22 protein-coding genes are annotated in these 19,440 nt (G+C 52.9%); 12 read left to right on the top strand and 10 right to left on the bottom strand.

Annotation, left to right across the window (positions count from 1 at the left end):
- Positions 1-52: 52 nt before the first annotated feature.
- The gene (gene gldC, locus DYU11_RS21675; RefSeq protein WP_009280699.1) at positions 53-403 is read left to right on the top strand and encodes a gliding motility protein GldC; all 351 of its coding nucleotides are present in this window, start codon (positions 53-55) and stop codon (positions 401-403) included.
- Between the two features lie 11 nt (positions 404-414).
- Complete coding sequence (locus DYU11_RS21670) at positions 415-1,563, top strand: DUF255 domain-containing protein (protein WP_119669814.1); 1,149 nt, start codon at positions 415-417, stop codon at positions 1,561-1,563.
- Positions 1,564-1,662: 99 nt separating this feature from the next.
- Here DYU11_RS21670 and DYU11_RS21665 read toward each other — a convergent pair whose 3' ends face one another.
- The 4 genes from DYU11_RS21665 to ispG form a co-directional block, all read right to left on the bottom strand.
- Entirely contained in the window at positions 1,663-2,217 is a 555-nt protein-coding gene (locus DYU11_RS21665; protein WP_119669813.1) for a tetratricopeptide repeat protein, read from the bottom strand.
- 62 nt (positions 2,218-2,279) lie between these two features.
- On the bottom strand, positions 2,280-2,630 hold the full coding sequence (locus DYU11_RS21660; RefSeq protein ID WP_119669812.1) for an MmcQ/YjbR family DNA-binding protein: 351 nt from the start codon (positions 2,628-2,630) through the stop codon (positions 2,280-2,282).
- Positions 2,627-2,815 (bottom strand): DUF6728 family protein, encoded by a 189-nt coding sequence (locus DYU11_RS21655; protein ID WP_119669811.1) that lies wholly within the window; start codon positions 2,813-2,815, stop codon positions 2,627-2,629. The genes DYU11_RS21660 and DYU11_RS21655 overlap by 4 nt, the downstream gene beginning before the upstream one ends.
- 124 nt (positions 2,816-2,939) lie before the next feature.
- Entirely contained in the window at positions 2,940-4,970 is a 2,031-nt protein-coding gene (gene ispG, locus DYU11_RS21650; RefSeq protein ID WP_119669971.1) for a (E)-4-hydroxy-3-methylbut-2-enyl-diphosphate synthase, read from the bottom strand.
- 442 nt (positions 4,971-5,412) lie between these two features.
- Here ispG and DYU11_RS21645 point away from each other — a divergent pair, with 442 nt between their 5' ends.
- Positions 5,413-5,883 (top strand): hypothetical protein, encoded by a 471-nt coding sequence (locus DYU11_RS21645; protein ID WP_119669810.1) that lies wholly within the window; start codon positions 5,413-5,415, stop codon positions 5,881-5,883.
- 126 nt (positions 5,884-6,009) lie between these two features.
- On the opposite strand, the gene DYU11_RS21640 is transcribed toward DYU11_RS21645, so the two are convergent.
- The 3 genes from DYU11_RS21640 to DYU11_RS21630 all read right to left on the bottom strand — a co-directional run bounded on the left by DYU11_RS21640 (position 6,010) and on the right by DYU11_RS21630 (position 10,058).
- Entirely contained in the window at positions 6,010-7,764 is a 1,755-nt protein-coding gene (locus tag DYU11_RS21640; protein ID WP_119669809.1) for a pyruvate dehydrogenase complex dihydrolipoamide acetyltransferase, read from the bottom strand.
- 191 nt (positions 7,765-7,955) lie between these two features.
- Complete coding sequence (locus tag DYU11_RS21635) at positions 7,956-8,732, bottom strand: hypothetical protein (protein WP_147368003.1); 777 nt, start codon at positions 8,730-8,732, stop codon at positions 7,956-7,958.
- Positions 8,733-8,819: 87 nt separating this feature from the next.
- On the bottom strand, positions 8,820-10,058 hold the full coding sequence (locus DYU11_RS21630) for a class I SAM-dependent rRNA methyltransferase (protein ID WP_119669970.1): 1,239 nt from the start codon (positions 10,056-10,058) through the stop codon (positions 8,820-8,822).
- Positions 10,059-10,173: 115 nt separating this feature from the next.
- Between DYU11_RS21630 and DYU11_RS21625 the strand changes: the two genes are divergently transcribed.
- Entirely contained in the window at positions 10,174-11,043 is an 870-nt protein-coding gene (locus DYU11_RS21625; RefSeq protein WP_119669807.1) for a sugar phosphate isomerase/epimerase family protein, read from the top strand.
- 105 nt (positions 11,044-11,148) lie between these two features.
- Here DYU11_RS21625 and DYU11_RS21620 read toward each other — a convergent pair whose 3' ends face one another.
- Positions 11,149-12,177: a zinc dependent phospholipase C family protein gene (locus DYU11_RS21620; protein WP_229365969.1), complete on the bottom strand. Its 1,029-nt coding sequence runs from the start codon at positions 12,175-12,177 to the stop codon at positions 11,149-11,151.
- Between the two features lie 130 nt (positions 12,178-12,307).
- On the opposite strand from DYU11_RS21620, the gene DYU11_RS21615 reads away from it, so the two are divergent.
- The 3 genes from DYU11_RS21615 to radC all read left to right on the top strand — a co-directional run bounded on the left by DYU11_RS21615 (position 12,308) and on the right by radC (position 14,037).
- Positions 12,308-12,706 carry a Dabb family protein gene (locus DYU11_RS21615; RefSeq protein WP_119669805.1) on the top strand — a complete coding sequence of 133 codons (399 nt, stop codon included), beginning with the start codon at positions 12,308-12,310 and terminating at the stop codon, positions 12,704-12,706.
- Between the two features lie 202 nt (positions 12,707-12,908).
- The gene (gene rpsT / locus DYU11_RS21610) at positions 12,909-13,181 is read left to right on the top strand and encodes a 30S ribosomal protein S20 (protein ID WP_119669969.1); all 273 of its coding nucleotides are present in this window, start codon (positions 12,909-12,911) and stop codon (positions 13,179-13,181) included.
- A 160-nt stretch (positions 13,182-13,341) separates the two neighbouring features.
- Entirely contained in the window at positions 13,342-14,037 is a 696-nt protein-coding gene (gene radC, locus DYU11_RS21605) for a RadC family protein (protein WP_119669804.1), read from the top strand.
- A gap of 50 nt (positions 14,038-14,087) precedes the next feature.
- Here radC and DYU11_RS21600 read toward each other — a convergent pair whose 3' ends face one another.
- Positions 14,088-15,269, bottom strand: a complete 1,182-nt coding sequence (locus DYU11_RS21600) for a site-2 protease family protein (RefSeq protein ID WP_119669803.1) — start codon at positions 15,267-15,269, stop codon at positions 14,088-14,090.
- A 63-nt stretch (positions 15,270-15,332) separates the two neighbouring features.
- The gene (locus DYU11_RS21595) at positions 15,333-16,001 is read right to left on the bottom strand and encodes an HAD family hydrolase (RefSeq protein ID WP_119669802.1); all 669 of its coding nucleotides are present in this window, start codon (positions 15,999-16,001) and stop codon (positions 15,333-15,335) included.
- An 83-nt stretch (positions 16,002-16,084) separates the two neighbouring features.
- Between DYU11_RS21595 and pepT the strand changes: the two genes are divergently transcribed.
- The 5 genes from pepT to DYU11_RS21575 all read left to right on the top strand — a co-directional run bounded on the left by pepT (position 16,085) and on the right by DYU11_RS21575 (position 19,377).
- Complete coding sequence (pepT, locus tag DYU11_RS21590; RefSeq protein ID WP_119669801.1) at positions 16,085-17,347, top strand: peptidase T; 1,263 nt, start codon at positions 16,085-16,087, stop codon at positions 17,345-17,347.
- Positions 17,348-17,369: 22 nt separating this feature from the next.
- On the top strand, positions 17,370-17,513 hold the full coding sequence (locus tag DYU11_RS33915; protein ID WP_310589494.1) for a hypothetical protein: 144 nt from the start codon (positions 17,370-17,372) through the stop codon (positions 17,511-17,513).
- Positions 17,498-17,839, top strand: a complete 342-nt coding sequence (locus DYU11_RS21585; RefSeq protein ID WP_310589493.1) for a DinB family protein — start codon at positions 17,498-17,500, stop codon at positions 17,837-17,839. Before DYU11_RS33915 ends, DYU11_RS21585 begins: the two co-directional genes overlap by 16 nt.
- 14 nt (positions 17,840-17,853) lie before the next feature.
- Entirely contained in the window at positions 17,854-18,258 is a 405-nt protein-coding gene (locus tag DYU11_RS21580; RefSeq protein ID WP_119669800.1) for a hypothetical protein, read from the top strand.
- Positions 18,259-18,450: 192 nt separating this feature from the next.
- On the top strand, positions 18,451-19,377 hold the full coding sequence (locus tag DYU11_RS21575) for an MBL fold metallo-hydrolase (protein WP_119669968.1): 927 nt from the start codon (positions 18,451-18,453) through the stop codon (positions 19,375-19,377).
- Positions 19,378-19,440: the final 63 nt, after the last annotated feature.

The raw sequence follows: 19,440 nt of genomic DNA, 5'->3' as shown, positions 1-19,440 counted from the left end.
CGACGATAGGCGTTAACTTTGCCAACGTAATACACGTTGGCAATTTTTTTGTATGAGAAAATCTGACATCCATTTTAGCGTTGAATTAGACGACCAGAGTGTTCCCGATAAAATTTACTGGGATGCAACCGATAACCCCAACGAAGGGCTGAGCGACACGCGGGCCATTGCGATTGCGCTCTGGGATCATTATCACAACAGTACGCTCAAAATTGACCTTTGGACGAAGGATATGGAGGTGGTCGATATGAAGCGCTTCCTGATCGAAATCATGAGTGGTATTGCTGATACAGCCGTCAGCGCTACCGGCGATCAGCGCATGGCGACCGACATTGAAAACACCTGCCGTATTCTGAGCAAACGACTGGAGGAAGAGATTCGGGCGCAAAAGCAACAACAGTAAGCGTCGCCTGTATGAAAAAAGTAGTGGTTTTGTTTTTTCTGATTGTCCACGCGGCCGTGGCTCAGAAAGCGGGTATTCAGTTTCGGGCTACTCCGCTGGAAAAGGTTTTCCAGGAAGCCCGGCGGACGGGGAAACCGGTGTTCGTGGAGGTTTTTTCACCGACCTGCCACGTCTGTGAAAGCTTCGTGCCAACGCTGAACGACGCGCGGGTGGGTCGGTTCTACAACGATAAATTTATCAGCACCAAGCTGGACATTGGCCTCCCGGCTACGAAGCAGTTTCTGGACCGACGCCAGTTGTTTGTGCCGTCGCTGCCGTTGTTTCTGTATTTCGATCCGCAGCAGAACCTGATCCACTTCGCGATGAGTAACAACTCCACCGACGAAGTGATCCGCCACGGTACCAACGCCGTGAATCCGCAGGCCCGTAGCCAGACGATGAAAGCCCGCTACCAGCAGGGTGAACGGTCGGCCAATTTCCTGATCGATTATGCGATGTACGCCCGGGTCACGCGCGACACCGTAGCCGGCATGGCGGCCATGAATGACTATGCCAAACAGCAAAGTCCGGCTACGTTTGCCAATCAGACTAACTGGCTGGTGTTGCAGAAGCTGATTCTGGACTACGAAAACCCTATCTTCCAACACATGATGGGGCACCTCGATACGTACCGGAAAGCCTACGGTGCGGAGCCTACGCTACGGGTTGCCGAAAACATTCTGATGTCGTCGCTGTACAGCAGCCGGGGTGCCCAGTATCCGCCGGCCAAGATTCTGCAGATTCAACAGCAACTGGTGAAGGCGGGAATCGAGCCCCGCGTAGCAGCCAACCGGACCCTGCTGCCGGAAGTGAATGCCTATTTCCGGACCCGTCAGACGGCTAAAGCGACCGAACGCATGGATGCCCAGGCCAACGCCAATCCGCTGACGGTGCCTGAGTACCTGTACATTTCGCGGTTGTTCAACCGGAACAGCCCGGATGCCGGCGACGTACCGACGGTGGTGAAGTGGATTAACAAAGCGCTGACCTTAAAGCCGTCCGTTAAGGAACAGGCTGATCTGTACGCAGAATTGGCGAATGCGTACCGCCGGGGTGGAAAAGCGGATGAAGCTCAGAAAGCCGCGCAGCGGTCAAAAGAGTTAACCCAGGCAAGGCGGTAAGCGATTTACGGGGTTCGGTATACAGTTCTCGGTTTTGGGTTCAGCTGGAGGTAGCTGCTAAATGCTACCCACCGAAAACTGTATACCGAAATCCGTACTTTATTTCTGCTGATAAACCGTCCGGGTGAAGGGCGGCTGGCAGAGAAGATGGAATGAGTTTTCGTCGCCCAGCGATACGGCCCGGCGCAGATCGCTCTCGGCCTGCGGAAGCTGCCGCACCTGAATACGGGCCAATGCGCGCCAGCGGTACGCATCCGGGTTCTCATCGCGGAAGTGCCAGACGGCTTTATCAAACTCCCGGAAGGCTTCGTTGTACTGTTCGACGTAATAATGAGCAATACCGCGGTCTAAGTAGCAATCGGCAAGGGTATTGTCGCGGCTGACTGCCTGCGTGAGATCGTAGATGGCCGAGTAGTAATTTTCCTGTGCAAGCTGGCATTTACCCCGGTACGCATACGCAACGGCCGATTTCGGGTATTGCCGGACGGCTTCGTCGAAAAACCGGTGAGCTTCGACGAAATTCCGGCTCTGAATCAGCTTGATACCTTTCTGAAAACGCTTGAGATCCTTGTCGGCCGGCGTGTCGTGGTCAGTCAGGTAATAGCGGATAACTAAATAGGGGATAAACAGCAGACTTAACAGCGCAACTTCCATAACTCAGTCTGGTTTAGAACCTCAAATTACGCATTTTGCCCGCAGGCAGACAAGTGTGTTGCTCAGTTTAATTGCTCCCGTACGGCTTTCGGTAATCCTTTTTTTACCAGTTCGTAAGAGTGGTCAATCCATTCCTGAATCTGATTTGTCCGGACGGTTCCATCCAGCGTAATCGTGTTCCAGTGCATTTTATTCATGTGATAGCCCGGGCGTACGGCCGGGAACATATCACGAAGTTGTAGAGCCCGCTCCGGATCGCATTTGAGCGCCAGCGTTAACGGCTGATTGTCCAGCGATAACAGGGCGAATATCTTACCACTTACTTTGAAAACCAGCGTCACCTCGTCAAATGGAAACGACTCAGTGACTCCTGGTTTCGCTATACAATAGTCTCGTATGCTCTCACTGTTCATCGCGTACAGGCGCGAAAAATCATCACAAGTAAACAAATGGTGAACATGATGATGGAGATTCGGTTAATGCCATGCATCATGCGCAGGTTTACACTTGTCGGGTGATTAGGGTCCGGCTTGCGGAAAACGCGCAGGAAGTACCGAAAAACATCGCCTAACTTGAAATAATCACTGATTCTACTCACAGGTTCTGGTGTTGCTTCACATTGATAAGGAAGTGTTTAAGCAGATTGTTCCCGCTTGGAGCAACTATTTTGCGGTAATTTTAGCCGGGTCAGACAAGCCGAAAAACACCGGTTTCCGGCTCGTTCAGGCCGTTACGACCTCGGCTTCAATCCAGCGTCCATCCTCGCGGATCAGCTCGATCAGTTCGTCAACGGCGCGATCGGCCGGCACCGATTTCTTGATGACCTGCTGGCCACGATACAGCGCGATCTTGTCTCGCCCAATGCCGACGTACCCGTAATCCGCATCGGCCATCTCGCCGGGGCCGTTTACGATACAGCCCATGATGCCGATCTTGACGCCCTTGAGGTGGTCGGTGCGCTGGCGGATCATAGCCGTGGTTTCCTGAAGATCAAACAGCGTACGGCCGCACGACGGACACGAGATGTACTCGGTTTTGGTAATGCGGGTCCGGGCGGCCTGCAAAATGCCGAACGCTACGTTATTAAGCGCCTTGATCGCGTCGGGCGCTGGGTGCTCAGCCTCCGTAAGAGTGGGAGAGAGCATCACGCCATCACCAAGCCCGTCGACCAGCAAACCGCCGAGATCGGTGGCTGCGTAGAGGGGAATATCTTCGGAAGGTACGTCCGGATAGCTGCGCTGAAGCACAACCGGCGCGGTGACACCGCTATTGATCAGTTCGACGAATAGTCTGCGCAGTTCAGGCATCGCATGGGCGTTGTCGGTTTGGGCCAGCAGAACAACCGTCGGGTCGTTTTGTAGAGCCTTCAGCAGATTGCTTTCCGTCAGGGGAGATAGTAAATCTTCCAGAGTCACCCGCACGAAATTTAATCGCCCATGCCGGACCCCGGTATTGAGGTACTCCCCGATACGTAGCAATGGAAATTTATTGACCTGATCCGGTACCGTTTGCCAAACGGCGTAATCCAGAATTTCCTTTAATCCGTTGGGCAGCATAAACTGCGCCGGTTGAGAACCCGTGTAGATATAGTCCGCGCCGAGGTCGTTCATCCGCCATTTATCGGGAACAGGCAGGTAGAAGTGCCCAACAGGCCGCAGCACTTCATGATCTGTAACGGCTACGTGGCTGAAGTCGGCAATAACGCGTGGTACGTTGCTGCCGCCGAAATTGGCGGTCTCGTGTGTAGCCCGGCGGGTGTACTGGAACGGATTGATCGGGTAGGTCGTAATGGCCGGTATCGGAGCGCTTTGGCTGGCCCGGTTGGTGTACCGGTCAATCAGCGCCTTGGCTACCGGAGCTTCGCGTTCTGGTTCCTCGGTCAGCGACACGCGAACGGTATCTCCAAGCCCATCTTCCAGCAGCGTACCAATGCCTACGGCCGACTTAATACGGCCGTCTTCGGCTTCGCCCGCTTCCGTAACCCCCAGGTGCAGCGGATACGGCTTCAGGCCTTCCTCGTCCAGCCGCTGAACCAAAAGCCGGTACGCCTGTACCATCACCTGCGGATTGCTGGACTTCATCGACAGCACGATGTTGTAATAGTTCTCGTCTTCGCAGATGCGCAGAAACTCCAGCGCCGACTCTACCATCCCGACGGGGGTATCGCCGTAACGGCTCAGGATACGATCCGAGAGAGAACCGTGGTTGGTACCAATGCGCATAGCCGTTCCGTATTCCTTGCAGATACGCACCAGCGGCAGAAATTTTTCGCGAATACGCTCCAGTTCGGCCGCGTAGGAAGCATCGGTATAATCGATGTGTTCAAACCGTTTCCGGTCGGCGTAATTACCGGGATTAATCCGCACTTTCTCTACAATCCGGGCGGCCAGTTCGGCGGCATTTGGCGTAAAGTGAATATCCGCAACGAGGGGCGTAGTGTAGCCCCGTGCCCGAAGTTCTTTCCGGATGTTTTCCAGGTTCTGCGCTTCCTTCACGCTGGGGGCCGTAATGCGAATGTATTCGCAGCCGGCTTCAATCATGCGGATAGACTGCTCAACCGAACCGAGCGTGTCCATCGTGTCGATGGTTGTCATCGACTGGACCCGAATGGGATACGCTGACCCCATCGGTACGTCGCCTATGTTTACCGTAATGGTTTTACGACGAACGTATGCCGTTAATGAAGGTGTATAGAGAACCGGCGAACTACTGGCTTCAACCGGTTTTACTGGCGTTTGCAGTGAATCGAGCATGTGCTTGTCAGCAAAGACAATGTATAAAACAAAGGTACGCAAAAAGTGGCTAACCCTCAGAGGTAAAACAGAAGGCTCAATGGTATTGTTCGCTAACTATTAGATATTAATGATGAGTAAAATTGCGCATTGGTATAGAAATTGTTGGTGAATTTGATCACGAAATATCGGTGAATTAAATTAGTATCAAATGATATCAAAAAGGTGATTTGACACCTAGTTAAATTACTTTTCTAATGAACCTGATGTTCATTTATAACAAAAAAGCCTGGAATTGCTTATTACAACTAATTGCAATTCCAGACCGTTACCTGCTGCACAATCTGTTTTAATCTTAGATGTGATTATCGAATATAAATTACATTATTTAAGACTAGATTGTGCAATCTTAAATTCTTTTATTAATCTTGTATGGACACACAAAAATTAGCGTTTCATTGATATGAAAAATAAACCTCTTCATTTTTTCTCGCCGTCTGACAATGACTTGCCTGCACCCGAAAAAGTGGCCAAAGCAGAACCGTTAAAAGGGTCTATTTCAAGCGCTGGTAAGTTGGTTTTTCCTTTAAAAACCATCGAAGGATTGGGTCTCAGGCCGTCTGAAGCTCGTTTTAAAATCGGTACGCCCCAGGGTAAACGGAAGTTAAAATCACTGTATCTGATCCCAACAACCGACGATAACGAGAACACATTTGAACTGTCGAAAGTAGGCCGTACATACGGTATTCCGCTGAGTGGCATTCTGCAGAAACAAGGCGTCGATTACACGACAAATAAACTAGGGTTTTCGGTAAAGCCGTTTGATTACGAAGAAGGAACAACGGGTTACGAACTGCGATTGGAGGAGGTTTCCGACGAGCCGCGTGTGCCAAAACCGCGCGGTCGCCGACCCAAAAATCAAGCAGCAAGCTGATCCCGTACACACGGTATTCTGATGAAAACAGGCTACTAATTCTTGTAAATCAGTACCTATATTCAAACAAAAACGTCGACTTACTTAAGTCGACGTTTTTGGTATATACGATTTTTAAATTCCGGTTTACACCAGCATACGCATCGGGTTTTCCAGCAGTTCTTTAAATGTTTGCAGGAAAGCGGCACCCGTAGCACCGTCAACGACGCGGTGATCGCACGACAGCGTCACTTTCATTACGTTGGTTGGCTTCGGTGTTTCGCCGTCAAACTTGACGGTTTGCTTGATTGTTCCAACGGCCAGAATGCAGGAATCCGGCGGGTTGATAATGGCCGTGAATTCATCAATACCGAACATACCCAGGTTCGAAATCGAGAACGTACTACCTTCCCAGTCTTTTGGCTGCAGCTTGCGATCTTTCGCTTTGCCGGCCAGGTCTTTCACCTCACCCGCAATGGTCGACAGCGTCTTCTGATCGGCATTACGTACCACCGGCACCAGCAACCCTTCGTCGATGGCCACCGCCACGCCGATGTTGACGTAGTGGTATTTCCGGATTTTGTCGCCGAGCCACGATGCGTTTACGTTCGGGTGCTGTTTCAGCGCGATGGCAGCCGCCTTGATCACGAAGTCGTTGAAGGAAATCTTGACCGGACTGATGCCGTTGACCGTACCCCGCAGTTCCATAGCCTTGTCCATGTTGATTTCCATGGTCAGGTAGAAGTGAGGAGCCGTGTACATGCTCTCGCTCAGACGACGGGCAATGGTTTTGCGCATCTGGCTGATAGGCAGGTCCTCAAAGTCTCCGCCGGCGGATGGAGCCTGGGCAGCTGGTGCAGGAGCCGGTTGAGCGGCCTGCGGTTGCGCCGGAGCCGGCTGCGGAGCCTGGGCCGGCTGAGCGGGTTTCTGCTGGGGAACAAAGGACTCAACGTCGCTTTTTACAATTCGCCCTTCCGGACCGCTGCCCTGTACCTGAGCGAGGTTGATGCCGCGTTCTTCGGCGATACGTTTGGCCAGCGGAGACGCTTTGACGCGGCCGTTTGAGCCGGCTACTTCTTCGTTTTCGCCTGCATACGACAGGTCCGTGGCGGCATTGTCGGGCTGGCTTGCCTGCGGATTCTGCTGAGCGGTTGCATTCCCGGACTCAGCCGGCTGGCTGGCTGCGGGAGCCGGGGCTGCTGAGCCACCTCCGTCGATCAGAACCTTGAAGTTAGCGCCCTTTTCACCAACGACGGCAATGATGTCATCGACCGCAACGGCCTGTCCTTCTTTCACGCCGATGTACAGCAGGGTGCCCTCTTCGTAGGCTTCGAGGTCCATCGTGGCTTTATCAGTTTCCACTTCGGCCAGGATATCGCCGGATTTTACGGTATCCCCTTCTTTTTTGTGCCAGGCGACAATGGTTCCTTCGGTCATGGTGTCGCTCATCTTCGGCATCCGGATTACCGCGGCATTCACGTCTTCGGCTGGTGCGGCCGAAACGGCTTCCTGATCGGGTAAGTTCTTCGCCACTTCGTCCTGCTTGATTGGGCCGCTCGGAGCCGGGGCTGCGCCGTTTGACGCTGCCGGTGCCGGTTTGGCTTCTTCGGCCGGCGCCTGGCTGCCACCACTTGATCCATTCAGCAGGGCTTTGTAATCCTCGCCATCGGCACCGATAACGGCAATTACGCCATCGACCGGTACGGACTGGCCTTTTTCTACGCCGATGTACAGCAGGGTGCCTTCTTCGTACGATTCGAGGTCCATCGTGGCTTTATCAGTTTCCACTTCGGCCAGGATATCGCCGGATTTCACTTTATCGCCCACCTTTTTGTGCCACTCCGCAATGACGCCTTCGGTCATGGTGTCGCTCATTTTGGGCATTCGGATTAGTTCAGCCATACGAAACGCTATATCGATTTATGCAACGAGACAATTGTGTACTGATGGGTCAAAATTAGCGGAAAGCGCTCATGTAGCACAGGCTTCTGTCTGATTTTTTGGTATTGCGAGTTCAAGACCAGACAGGTTATAGCCTGCACTACACGATAATGCATTCATCAACCTGAAAATAGAAACTTCAGCTAAGTCAATTATAGCTGGGGCTTTATATCATATTTGTGGGTTGGTCCTGAAACACCATTGACTTGTAAACTGGCCTCCCCATAACCGGTTGAAGGATTCAATGAAAACGTAATGTACGCTACGTCTGCCTGTAAAAACCTGACTGGCTGCTTTATGTTTCTGCGATAGGTTACCAAGGTATTTTTACCATTCGTTATAGCTATTCGCGCTTCCTGGGCAGCCGACACCGTTCGTTCTGCGGTTGAATCATATCGAAAGCTGAGATTACCGATAAACTGAATCGTATCTTCGGATAAAGCAGCAACCGGTGCCGCATAATTATTGATTTTTTGAGGTGCGGCCGAACCATACATCGTAGCGCCTGAGGCCAGCACTTTCCCCGTTACGTGATAGATTGCTACACAGGAAACCGTTACTAATTGACGATTTATCCGCAACGGAAAATCAAGCCGAACCGCCCTTAGTGAGCTGTCGGTTTGGTTAAGTAGCCCATTTGTACAGCCTTCGTCAAACGGATTCCTGCTTTCGCAATCAACAGCTACTGCATGCATAGGTGCCAGTTGCTTGTATTGTTTTAGCAACGTGACTAAACTGGTATTCCCCTCGGTGCGGGCGACTGCTCGCAGATACGCCCACGAAACAGAAGGTGATGTTGAAACGGCCGAAAGTGAACTTGTTTTCACTGTAGTTCTGGAGAAACCCGTAAGAAAAATCAACAGGGTAAAACCAGAAAAATAGCCTATCAATAAATACGTGTGGTGCCTGAACCGACGACTAGTTGACATAACGTAGCGTACTGAAAGTTATAAAACTTAAATCGGAGCTCGATAAGCTAAAAACTGTTCAAAATTGTTTCATTTCACTCTCTTTATTTATTCAACCCACAATACCAATCCCTTCAGATAACCGCCCTCGGGGTGAAAGAGACTCACCGGGTGGTCGGCGGGCTGGCTCAGGTGGTGCAGCACCCGGACCTGCCGACCAGCTTCGATAGCAGCCGCTACGATGGTATTGTAGAACAACTCGCGATCCACCACCTGCGAACAGGAGAATGTAAACAGAATACCGCCTTTGGCTACCCGGCGTAGGCCTTCGGCGTTCAGGCGTTTGTAGCCCTGGACGGCCCGGTGCCGTGCCGACAAACTTTTGGCGTAGGCCGGTGGGTCCAGAATCACTACGTCGTACTGCTCATCCTCGGCCGATGGTTCATCTTCGTCGGGCGTTTCATAAGCGCGGGTCCGTGCTTTCAGAAAGTGCATGACATCGTCGGCATAGGAGTCGTGCGCATCGGCCTGATCGAAATTAGCCGCTACGTTCCGGTTCGTTAGTTCAATGGCTTTCTGCGACACATCAACCGAATGCACCGCCCGGGCACCGGCCTTCAGAGCGTAGATGGAAAAGCCACCCGAATAGCAAAACGCGTTCAGCACTTTTTTGCCTTTGGCGTAGCGCGAAAGCAGGTAGCGGTTGTCGCGCTGATCGAGGAAGAAACCAGTTTTCTGACCCGTAATCCAGTCGACCATGAACGTATGCCCGTTTTCGAGCACTGGATGGGGCGTTTCAACCCGCCCGAAAAGATAGCCGTTCTGTACGGTCTGGCCGTACTGCTCCGGCAGGGTTTCGGCGCTTTTGTCGTAAACGGCGGTTAGTTCATCGCCCAGTACCTGTTTGAGGGCGTCAGTAATCAGCTGGCGTTCGCGGTGCATACCAATCGAATGCGCCTGCACAACCGCCACGCCGTTGTAGACGTCGATGATCAGACCGGTGCAGCCGTCGCCCTCGCCGTGAACGAGCCGGTAGCAATTCGTATCCGCCGGAATTATGGCCTGCCGGACACTCCGGATGCCGGTCAGCTTGCGGGTCCAGTAGTCGACATCGGGCGTAACCGGGCCTTCTTCCGTGGCCGCAAAGGAGAAAATGCGAACCGCGATGCTGCCGTCGTGGTAGTGGCCCGTTGCGAGATAATGCCCCTTCCGGTCGTAGACTTCAACGACATCCCCATCCTGCGGGTTGCCTTCGTAGCGCCCGATAGCGCCTGAAAACACCCAGGGGTGAAACCGCCGGACGGCTTCATCGCGGCCATTCTGCAAATATATTTTTGATGAACTCATGCGTTCCATGTATGCTCTAACGAAAAACGGATTGCAAAGGTCGCAAAGAATCCGGTGTTGATTTTGCCAAAACTTAATAACCTTTGCGTTTAGTATTATAAATCCTTTTCTCTGTATGCAACGTCGCTTATTTCTGAAACAAGCCGGCTTCCTGAGCGCCGGCGCCTTTGCCCTTAGCCAGACCGACCTGTTGGCCGGTGCACCCGCCCAGACATTCAAAACCTTTGGTGTTCAACTGTACAGCGTTCGGGACGTATTGCCCAAAGATCCAAAAGGCATTATGACCCAACTAGCGCAGATGGGCTACAAGCAGTTTGAAAGTTACAGCGGGCCGCAGGGGTTTCTGTGGGGCATGTCGCCGAAAGAAATCAAATCGTTCCTGAACGATCAGGGCGTGACGATGGTCAGTACACACTTCAACTATGGGGCGCAGGCCGGTAAGCCCGACGAATTGAAAAAAAGCATCGACATGGCCAGCGAGGCTGGACTGAGCTATCTACTGTGCCCGTACATTGGTGCGCAGAAGACCATGGACGACTGGAAACGTATTGCCGACGGTTTCAACCGGGACGGTGAACTGGTGCGCAAAAGCGGGCTTAAATTCGGTTATCATAACCACGATTATTCCTTTAAGCCGCTCAACGGTCAGATTCCGCAGGAGTATCTGCTGGCCAATACTGATCCCAAAAACGTTATGTTCGAACTGGACCTGTGCTGGATTGACGTAGCGGGTCAGGACACGATCGCGCACCTGAACAAGTATGGTAAGCGGTACGAACTGTGCCACATCAAAGATTATACGAAGCAGAACGGCAAACCGGTGCAGAATGACCTCGGCAAAGGTGCGGTTGATTTCAAAAAGACCCTGCGCGTTGCCAAAGACAGCGGCATCAAGTACTTCATTGTTGAGCAGGAAGAATACCCACAGGCAGTCATGACCAGCATGAAAAATGACGCCGAGTACATGAAGAAGCTGGTGGTGTAGTTCTTTACGTTAAACCCCCAAACCCCTGGAGGGGCTTAACGCTGCTTACTCTAAATCCTGAAGTAGCAGCGCTAAGCCCCTCCAGGGGTTTAAGGTTACAACCGTCTATTCGTCCCGCGCTGAAAACAGTCGTTTCAGCCAGCTCTTTTTTTCTTCTACGTCTTCCTGCTGTTCCCGTTCCGTAAACTGGTATTTGGCCAGTGCTTTCAGGTCGGGCTGACCGGCATCGACCCAGCAGGTGTACCAGAAATCACCGATCATCTTCACCGACGCCCGCATCTGCCGCTCGACCTGCCCCCGCAGCAGAGCATGATATTGTTGCGAAAAATCGGCAGCATAGACTTTCGTGGTCAGTCCATTCCGTTCCTCAAAGCTGAACTTACGGGTGTCGCCGGTAGCAACGGTCAGCTCCCGTTCGAACCGCAGCACCGAATCCAGAGCCGCATGCGCATTGAACACTGCCCGCCAGGCCGCTTTCTGGGGTGAATAAAGGTATTCGGCCGGCCCCGTCAGAAAATCATAACTGGAACTGAACAGCTCTGGCAAACGCGACTCCCAGAAGCCATGAATACCCTGCTGGCCGGTTAACTGGCCATTGTAGTTGCGGGTTGTGTGAAGCGGTACGTTGGCATCGGCGATGTAATGCCCCAGATCGGCGGCTACGCGCAGAATGCGCCGGACGTCCCGTTGCCGGAACGCTTCGGTTAACTGGTACTTGGTTAGTTGAATCTGCCACGGCACAATACCATGCAAGGCTAACGTATCGGCCCCATACCGCTCGGTAGCATCGCGGTACAGGCGCGGGAGGGTTGTCGCCGACGTATCACTGTATACATCCAGATCGATAAAATGCCGGGGAGCTTCGCCGACGACAGCGTACCGGCGTTTATCGGGATTTACGGCGTTGTCGGCCAGAAAACCAATGTGTTTTTTGAAAAAAGGCATCATATCGGCGGGGAGTGTAAAAACGGCCAGCCGGTTAATCTGCTGATGCGCGTAAAAGCCCCAGCGGGGGGCAAGTATAATGGGTTGATTACCAGAACCGATTGACGTTGATGATGGCAAGCCGGTGGATGCACCAGCGGTGTCGGTGCCCAGAAGCAGGAAACAAATGATAAAAAAGTAACGGAACATTAGTTGCAAAATAAAAGTTAAGTACATTTGTGGTGTTGTGGTACTATTCTTTGAATTTATTTAAAGATTCAGATAAAACGACCACCCCATTCGGAATAAAATTTTGTTAAAAACATAACTTGCCAAAATAATGAATCGTAAAGCCATTGGATACGCATTAGTTACGGGGTTCTTTCTGGCCTTTGCCCTGATAATCTACGGCGCCTATTCACCTGCCCGCAAAGCGCAGAAACAGCGAATTGTGTGCGTTAAATTCAAAAAAGGGGTAGAAAATCAAGCAGTTGAGCAGCATATGCACGGTTTTGCATCCCTAAAACATGAAATTCCACAGATCGTAAATTACTCGTCAGGCCGGACCATTTTGCCAGATGGAGCCGTTGCTGATTATGACGTAATGCATTACCTGACGTTTCAGAGTGAAGACGATATTCTTGCGTATGAGAAAAGCGAAGCGTATCGCCAGTTCATCGAACGGAACAAAGGAGCCTGGGAGAAGATCCTGGTTGTCAATGCCGATATCCGGCAGTAGAACAGGTACGTTACTGGTTTACGGTTTTCTGATTACGGGGTGTACTTACCGAAACAGGGACGTACTACCGAAAAATGAAAACCGTAAACCAAATGACTACCAGTCGCTAAACTAAGATTTTTGAGCGGAGTTGTTGCTGATTTTGACTAATTCTGCTATCTTTGCGGACTCATTTGGCGACTACGAAATTTATTGCATAAAAATGGCAAACCACAAATCCGCTAAGAAAGCGATCCGGTCAAGTGCAAAGAAGCGGCTGTTGAATCGTTATCAGCACACAACGACCCGGAACTTAGTTAAAAAACTGCGCACGACGACTGACCACGCGATGGCAGTTGAACTGTTCAAGAAAGTTTCATCAGCCCTGGACAAGCTGGCGAAGCGTAACGTTATTCACAAAAACAAAGCCGCTAACAACAAATCGAAGCTGGCTCGTTTTGTTAACAAACTGGCTCCGGCTCAGGCAACTGCCTAAGGATTTGCGTCGTATCGCGGCCGGTTTTCCCGTATTTATGCAGTAGCTGGCTCTTACTGAGGCCGCCCCTGCATTTACAAATCAGACCTTATCTGCATGTCGGGTAAGGTTTTTTTATGCATTTTCGGGACGTATTCCATCCGTAACGTAATCCGAATTAATGTCCTACGATAATCCCCGCAAAATCCTGAGCTGGGCAGAAGAAGACCGTCCCCGCGAAAAACTGATGCTCAAGGGCAAAGCCGCCCTCTCCGACGCCGAACTCATTGCGATCCTGATCGGCTCCGGCACCACCGATCTGACGGCCGTCGACGTATCGAAAATTATCCTTCAGAGTGTCAGTAATAACCTGAATGACCTGGCCAGGCTGAGCGTCAAAGACCTCTCAAAATTCAAAGGAATCGGCGAAGCCAAAGCAATTAGTATCGTGTCAGCGCTGGAACTGGGCCGTCGGCGGAAAGAGCAGGACCGGCCCCAGCGGGCACGGGTGACCTGCTCCCGCGATGCCTACAATGAGATGATACCGCACCTGATGGACAAGCCGCACGAAGAATTCTGGATTCTGCTGATGAACCGGGCCAACGAGATTTTGCGTCCGGTGCAGATCAGTGCCGGAGGGGTTTCGGGAACGGTAGCCGACCCCAAGCTGATTTTCAAACAGGCTATCGAGCATCTGGCCAGTTCCATGATCCTGTTTCACAACCATCCGTCGGGAAACCTGACGCCCTCGCAGGCCGATAAGGACCTGACAAGAAAACTGAAGGACGCCGGGCGTTTGCTCGACATTCCGGTGCTGGATCACCTGATTTTTACCGACAAGTCGTATTTCAGCTTTGCCGACGAAGGGTTGCTGTAGTCGGCTGAGCCTGACCGTTCGGGTAGGAGGCTACGTCCTGCCCGAACGTATTAGTTGAGTATGAAAGGGCGGGGGCTGAAACAAAGCACAAACACCACCAGCGCCAGCCAGCCGAGAATCTGCCGTTTTACGTCAAGTGGCTCGTCGAGCTGGGTTTCGGGATGATGGATGCCTAAAACACGCCCGAGTACGAACGTAAAGACGAGAAAGTTGGAATACCCCTCCCAGTCCGGACGTAGCCACGAAAACAACAGTTGAGCCGCTACGATACTGAGGGCTATCACCAGACTGTTCATTCGGTTTTCGCTGATGCGCGAACAGCAGATGTAAACGAACAGAATGTAGCCGGCAAAGTAGAGCATCTCCGAGAAGAAAGCCTCGTCAGTCGATACCGCGAAATCAGTGGGTTTGAAAACGCCCAGACCTGCGTAGAATATAAAGACAATAAACAACGATGGGGCTACCCACTGAAAGCGCTCCCGGCCGATCAGGCCGTAGAGAATATGCCCGCCGTCCAGTTGCCCGATGGGGATCAGGTTCAGAGAGGTAAAGAACAGAGCCAGATACCCCGCCAGCAGGAATGGATAGTGTGTGATCTCGTTTGGATGCGGCAAAAGCGCCGGGTCGGCTACGTAGGTCTTGAAAAACCAGAACAGGGGCGAATTACCCAAGCTGACGGCGGTGCCTTTCGGCAGGTTCAGATAGGCGTACTCGCCGTAGCGCAGCCCCCATTTTTTATATTCCGGGTGTATCGTAAAAATGTAATCGATCGGAGGGAGGTGCGTAAACCCATACCACAGTACAACCAGCGCCAGCACAAAACCGGCCAGCGGCCCGGCGATGCCAATGTCGAAGTATTTCCGGCGGCTGTTCACGTAATCCTGAATGCGAATAAACGCCCCCAGCGTGCCGATGCTCTGGCCAATGCCAAACCACAGCGGAATGTAATAAGGCAGCGTGACCCGTACCCGATTGGCTTTGGCTACGAAATAATGACCAAATTCATGAACCGTCAGGATAGCCAGAAACGGAATCGAAAACTGAAAACCAGCTACAAACTCCGGCCAGCCGAGGGTTGGCATACGAACGGGTTGTTTTGTTGCCGGATCAATGTACTCAAGCGGAATAAACAGCCGGCCATAGATCCACTCGGCACCCGCCAGGGTGGTAGTAATGAGTGTAATCACAAACAAGCCGATGTGGATAAGGTAACTTCGAATGCGTGGGTTCATTGAGGAGATATGATGTATGAGGTAGGATGTATAAATTCAGGTGAATACATCATATAGGCTACATCATACGTATTTCAGGTAATCGATGATCGTTAACGGCGGCTGAACGTGCACAGCCGTTATACCTAACTCAGCAGCGGCCCGGATGTTCGCGGCATTGTCGTCGAGGAAAGCCGTTTCTTCGGCTGCAATACCCGCTTCGGACAGTACGTGCTGGTAGATCTCGGGCGACGGCTTGGCCAGCCGGATATCATAGGAATAAAAAACACGTTCGAAGAGTTCCTCCAGAGTGGGCTGGCCCAGTTCCGTCAGGATGCGGTTTACCTGCCGGATGTGAATCGGACTGGTATTGCTGAGCAGGAACAGACGGTACCGATCTTTTAGCTGCCTGATCCGCTCAATCCGTTCGATGGGTAGTTCGAGCAGGACGGTGTTCCAGGCTGTATCGATTACTTCATCCGCCCAGTGGTCTGCTGCTTCCGTATCGGGGTTGTTGCTGCGGTTGTTGAGCAATTGCCGGACGTGGTTGCGGAACGCGTCGTCGTCGATCAGGCCGGTTTCGTACTGCATCCCGATGTTGTGTTGATTCCAGAGCGCCCGTACGTCGTCTTCAGGCAGGTTGGCCAGCATGGCAAAGTTGCGGAGAGGAGCGCTCAGGTCGATCGGTATGATCACATCGCCGAGGTCGAAGATGATATTTTTCAGATTGGGTTGAGACAGAATCGAGGACATTTGTGGCGGTTGAATGTTCGTCGGCGCAAAGTAAGCCAAACTTACGTTTACATTTGCAGCCGACGCCAATAACGGCAAACGATATGAATGACTATCGCTTCACGGCACTCGAGCGGTTTCTCCGCTACGTACAGATTGATACCCAGTCGGACCCGCAATCGACGGCTAACCCATCGACCGAAAAGCAGAAAGACCTGAGCCGCGTTCTGGTGCAGGAACTACACGAGATGGGCATTTCGGATGCTGAACTTGATGAATGGGGTTACGTCTACGCGACCATTCCGGCTAATACCGACAAAGCTGACGTACCAGTTATCTGCTTTTGCTCGCACGTCGACACATCGCCCGACGTAACCGGGGCCGGTGTGAAACCGATGGTGCATGAGCGCTGGGACGGAACTGACATCGTGTTGCCGGAACGCCGGGCCGCCGACGAGCCTTTGCCGGTCATTCGCGTGGCCGATCACCCGGATCTGCGGGAGCAGATTGGCAACGATATTGTTACGGCCAGTGGCACAACGCTCCTGGGTGCCGACAACAAAGCGGGGGTGGCCGAAATTATGGATGCCGCCAATTATCTGATGACTCATCCGGAGGTGAAGCACGGCACCATCCGGCTGCTGTTTACGCCCGACGAAGAAGTGGGGCGCGGCACCGAAAAGGTCAATATTCAGAAACTGGGGGCTCAGTTCGGCTACACGATCGACGGCGAAGCCCTCGGAACGCTGGAGGATGAAACGTTCTCGGCCGACGCCGTCAGGATCACGATCCAGGGCGTCAGTGCGCACCCCGGCTTCGCAAAGGGAAAACTCGAAAACGCGCTGAAAATGGCCGCCGATTTTCTGGCTACCCTGCCTAAGGACACGATGTCGCCCGAAATGACCGAGGGTAAAGAGGGTTTTGTTCACCCGACCCGGATGGAAGGCAACCAGGACCAGGCCGTGGTTGAGTTGATCATCCGTGACTTTACGGTGGCGGGCTTACACGAAAAGGAAGCGTATCTTCAGGACCGACTGAACAACGTACTGACCCACTACCCTAATTCGACCGCGCAGTTTGTCGTGAAAGAACAGTACCGGAACATGAAAGAGGTGCTTGATCAGCATCCGGCCGTAGTGGACAATGCCCTCGAAGCCATTCGCCGGACCGGCCTGTCGCCCGAACGGCGTAGTATCCGGGGCGGTACGGACGGGTCGCGGCTGTCGTTCATGGGGCTGCCCTGCCCGAACATTTTTGCGGGCGAACACGCGTTTCACTCCCGGTTGGAGTGGGTGTCGGTGCAGGATATGCAAAAGGCCGTCGAGGTGATTGTAAACGTATGTCAGGTCTGGGAAGAGCGGGCGTAGCAGGTCTTGTACTACACATCGTATGCTAATCGAAACGTTTGTCGTGCTGTTTACCCGGGATCTGAAGCGGCTGGCGCAGCAGATTGAGGCTTATCCCGACGAAGCCGGGTTGTGGGAACTGGCACCAGGCATCAGCAATTCGGCCGGTATTTGTGCCTGCACCTGATCGGGAATCTGAATACGTATATCGGTAAGCAGTTGGGCGGGACGGACTACGTGCGCGACCGGGAGGCAGAATTTACCACCAGACACGTACCGAAAACTGAACTGCTGGCGCGGCTCGCCACTACGAGCGAGGTAGTAAGCCGGACGTTGGCCGCGTTGTCGGATGAGGTTCTCAGCGAACCCTACCCCGAGGAGGTGCTGGGCTATCCCATGACAACTCATTATTTTCTGACGCACCTGAACGGGCACTTGAATTACCACCTGGGGCAGATCGACTATCACCGTCGCCTGCTGACCAGCGGCCAACGCGTTACGTACGTACAATGACTTCTCATTAAACTATGCCTACCGCCCGACTCGTCGTGGATTTTGGTTTGGTTGTGCTGATCTGGCTCGTGCAACTGATCATCTATCCGAGCTTTCGGTACATGAGTCCGGAACAACTGGCCATCTGGCACCCGAAATACACCACCCTGATTACGCTGGTAGTCGGACCGCTTATGCTGGCGCAGGTGGCCGTGATAGGGTGGGAGGTAGTCAGTCGCTTTTCGTGGCTGGCCTTGATTTCGGCTTTGCTGGTGGGGTTTACCTGGTTCTCGACGGCGTTTCAGGCGGTGCCGCTGCATAACCAGCTTGGCGCCGGGATGAACGTATCAGACACCATCGAACGGCTGATTCAGGTCAACTGGTCGCGGACGGTGGTCTGGACGCTTATCTTCCTGCTGGGCTTAGTGCGGAAAGGTTGACCGGCGGGAGTATAACTTTTCTCCTTTGTTCTACACTCTACTTCGCAAGTAGGCCATTGGCTTGGAGTATTGAACATTCCAACCAGCCCACCGTTACGTCATGTTATAAACTCATTGACGCCAAACGTTATGGAAACAACGCCAATTGCTGATCGGCCCGTGGCCGAAACGCCTGATGCAAGTGGGATGCCTATGAACCCCTACGACGTAACCGACGACGTTCGGGGCATGAAAATCCTGTTCGTAAACGTATTCTTCATCGGTACGCCCGGCCCCGGCAATCCCTGGGTGCTGGTCGATGCTGGATTGCCGGGCTATGCGGGCCAAATCAGAAAACGAGCCGAAGAATTGTATGGGCCCGGTGCCAAACCGCAGGCTATTGTACTGACCCATGGTCACTTTGATCACACCGGAGCGCTGAAAGGACTGTTGAAAGAGTGGGATGTGCCCGTCTACGCTCATACGCTGGAAACGCCGTTTTTACGTGGCAAATCACATTATCCACCACCGGACCCGGCAATTGGTGGTGGGGCCATGGCGTATATGTCGTGGATGTTCCCGACGAGCCCTACCGATCTGGGCGACCGTCTTCGGACCATCGACGACGGTGCTGAGATTCCGGAACTGGCCGGCTGGCGGGTGATTCACACCCCTGGTCACGCCCCCGGTCATATCTCGCTGTTTCGTGATAGCGACCGGACGTTGATTGCCGGTGATGCGTTCATTACGACCGATCAGAATTCGGTGACGGCTGTTGCGTCGCAACGGCAGGAGTTCCACGGACCACCGGCTTACTTTACCATCGACTGGCAGGCCGCCAAAGCATCGGTAACGAAGCTGAATAATCTGAATCCGGCGGCTGCGGGCGTCGGACACGGCGTATCCGTACGCGGTCTGGACCTTCAGGTCGGATTGAACCGGCTGGCGCATGATTTTGAAGCTATGTCGATTCCGTCGGAAGGGCGGTACGTAAAACAGCCGGCCGTTACCGACGAGAACGGTATCGTTGATATGCCGGCCCCTACGTCGTATAACGTAGCCCGGGCTATTGGATGGGGGCTGCTGGCCGGGGTGGCACTCTACCTGCTCTGGCCCGGCGACAGCGATGACGACGAGTAAACCTGATCTGACCTGCCAGGCGGCTCTGACGAGGTAGTCAGAGCCGCTTTTGTTTCGGGAGAG

Origin of the sequence: Fibrisoma montanum (assembly GCF_003583365.1) — a bacterium.
Classification (GTDB): Bacteria; Bacteroidota; Bacteroidia; order Cytophagales; family Spirosomataceae; genus Fibrisoma; species Fibrisoma montanum.
This window is presented reverse-complemented; position numbering and strand designations above follow the sequence as displayed.

Bases quoted from the DNA above. Each gene is read 5' to 3' on its own strand.
- gldC (WP_009280699.1), top strand. From the start codon at position 53: ATGAGAAAATCTGACATCCATTTTAGCGTTGAATTAGACGACCAGAGT.
- DYU11_RS21670 (WP_119669814.1), top strand. From the start codon at position 415: ATGAAAAAAGTAGTGGTTTTGTTTTTTCTGATTGTCCACGCGGCCGTG.
- DYU11_RS21665 (WP_119669813.1), bottom strand. From the start codon at position 2,217: ATGGAAGTTGCGCTGTTAAGTCTGCTGTTTATCCCCTATTTAGTTATC.
- DYU11_RS21660 (WP_119669812.1), bottom strand. From the start codon at position 2,630: ATGAACAGTGAGAGCATACGAGACTATTGTATAGCGAAACCAGGAGTC.
- ispG (WP_119669971.1), bottom strand. From the start codon at position 4,970: ATGCTCGATTCACTGCAAACGCCAGTAAAACCGGTTGAAGCCAGTAGT.
- DYU11_RS21645 (WP_119669810.1), top strand. From the start codon at position 5,413: ATGAAAAATAAACCTCTTCATTTTTTCTCGCCGTCTGACAATGACTTG.
- DYU11_RS21640 (WP_119669809.1), bottom strand. From the start codon at position 7,764: ATGGCTGAACTAATCCGAATGCCCAAAATGAGCGACACCATGACCGAA.
- DYU11_RS21635 (WP_147368003.1), bottom strand. From the start codon at position 8,732: ATGTCAACTAGTCGTCGGTTCAGGCACCACACGTATTTATTGATAGGC.
- DYU11_RS21630 (WP_119669970.1), bottom strand. From the start codon at position 10,058: ATGAGTTCATCAAAAATATATTTGCAGAATGGCCGCGATGAAGCCGTC.
- DYU11_RS21625 (WP_119669807.1), top strand. From the start codon at position 10,174: ATGCAACGTCGCTTATTTCTGAAACAAGCCGGCTTCCTGAGCGCCGGC.
- DYU11_RS21620 (WP_229365969.1), bottom strand. From the start codon at position 12,177: ATGTTCCGTTACTTTTTTATCATTTGTTTCCTGCTTCTGGGCACCGAC.
- DYU11_RS21615 (WP_119669805.1), top strand. From the start codon at position 12,308: ATGAATCGTAAAGCCATTGGATACGCATTAGTTACGGGGTTCTTTCTG.
- rpsT (WP_119669969.1), top strand. From the start codon at position 12,909: ATGGCAAACCACAAATCCGCTAAGAAAGCGATCCGGTCAAGTGCAAAG.
- radC (WP_119669804.1), top strand. From the start codon at position 13,342: ATGTCCTACGATAATCCCCGCAAAATCCTGAGCTGGGCAGAAGAAGAC.
- DYU11_RS21600 (WP_119669803.1), bottom strand. From the start codon at position 15,269: ATGAACCCACGCATTCGAAGTTACCTTATCCACATCGGCTTGTTTGTG.
- DYU11_RS21595 (WP_119669802.1), bottom strand. From the start codon at position 16,001: ATGTCCTCGATTCTGTCTCAACCCAATCTGAAAAATATCATCTTCGAC.
- pepT (WP_119669801.1), top strand. From the start codon at position 16,085: ATGAATGACTATCGCTTCACGGCACTCGAGCGGTTTCTCCGCTACGTA.
- DYU11_RS33915 (WP_310589494.1), top strand. From the start codon at position 17,370: ATGCTAATCGAAACGTTTGTCGTGCTGTTTACCCGGGATCTGAAGCGG.
- DYU11_RS21580 (WP_119669800.1), top strand. From the start codon at position 17,854: ATGCCTACCGCCCGACTCGTCGTGGATTTTGGTTTGGTTGTGCTGATC.
- DYU11_RS21575 (WP_119669968.1), top strand. From the start codon at position 18,451: ATGAACCCCTACGACGTAACCGACGACGTTCGGGGCATGAAAATCCTG.